The following is a 1,221-nucleotide window of genomic DNA, read 5'->3' as shown; positions in this document are numbered from 1 at the left end:
TGTAGATTCAATTGATCAACGCAACAACCATGTGAAAGCATGCCGTTGCGGAGGATTGTTGAATGAAGCGAACATTTACAGCAAAGGAAAAAGCGTTTGTTTTTGATCTGTGGAAGCGCGGAACAGGCTTCAGCGAGATAGCGAGAATCTTGGATTCGAAGCCCGGCACAATTTTCACCATGTTGAGGGACACGGGAGGGATCAAACCGAGCGAGCGCCGTCGAGCAGTAGCTCACCTGACGTTATCTGAGCGTGAGGAGATTCGAGCCGGTCTATCGGCACAAATGAGTATTCGTGCCATAGCACGCTCCCTTAACCGCTCTCCTTCAACAATATCTCGGGAAGTTCGACGCAATCGTGGCAGACGCGGCTACAAAGCTGTTGGTGCCAATAATCGCGCTAATCGAATGGCCAAAAGACCCAAGGTATGCCTTCTGGAGCGTAATCCGCAACTGCGGAATCTCGTGCTGGAAAAACTCGAGTTAAAATGGTCTCCGGAGCAGATCTCTGGGTGGCTCAGAAGAACGTTCCCCCGCCAGAACATGATGCAGATATCCGCCGAGACGATTTATAAAACGCTGTATTTTCGCAATCGGAGTGCGCTGCACCACCTGCTTGTTAAACATCTGCGCCGTTCTCATAGCCTGCGCCATGGGAAACGCCATACACGCAAGGGAGAAAGAGGCACCATCAATATCGTGAATGGCATATCAATCCACGAGCGCTCCAAGCACATCGATAACCGACGATCATTCGGTCACTGGGAGGGGGATTTGGTGTCCGGCACTAATAACTCCCACATAGCCACACTTGTAGATAGAAAATCGCGCTATACCGTTATTCTCAAGCTAAATGGAAAGGATGCAGGGTCTGTAAATCAAGCACTTATAAATAAATTCCAGGAACTGCCCCCCAAACTTAGGTTATCCCTGACGTGGGATCGCGGCATGGAACTGGCCAAGCATCTGGAGCTTACTGCCAGTACAGGAGTAAAGGTTTACTTCTGCGACCCTCAAAGTCCCTGGCAACGAGGTACGAACGAGAACACCAATGGTCTCATACGACAGTTTTTCCCCAAAAAGACATGCCTTGCCCAATATTCCCAGCAGGAGCTGGATAAGGTTGCAGCCCAACTAAACAGCAGGCCGAGGAAGACCCTGAAATTTAAAACACCTAAAGAAGTTATTGAAAAGGGTGTTGCGTTGACAGGTTGAATCTACA

General features: G+C 49.4%; 1 protein-coding gene. It reads left to right on the top strand.

What is annotated here, in order from left to right:
- Positions 1–62: 62 nt before the first annotated feature.
- On the top strand, positions 63–1,214 hold the full coding sequence (locus ACB035_RS20435) for an IS30 family transposase (RefSeq protein WP_371168030.1): 1,152 nt from the start codon (positions 63–65) through the stop codon (positions 1,212–1,214).
- The last annotated feature ends 7 nt before the right edge of the window (positions 1,215–1,221 follow it).

The organism is Aeromonas sp. S12(2024) (genome assembly GCF_041402305.1).
Classification (GTDB): Bacteria; Pseudomonadota; Gammaproteobacteria; order Enterobacterales; family Aeromonadaceae; genus Aeromonas; species Aeromonas veronii.
Note: the sequence above shows the minus strand (reverse complement) of the source record. Positions and strands in the feature narration are given on the sequence as shown.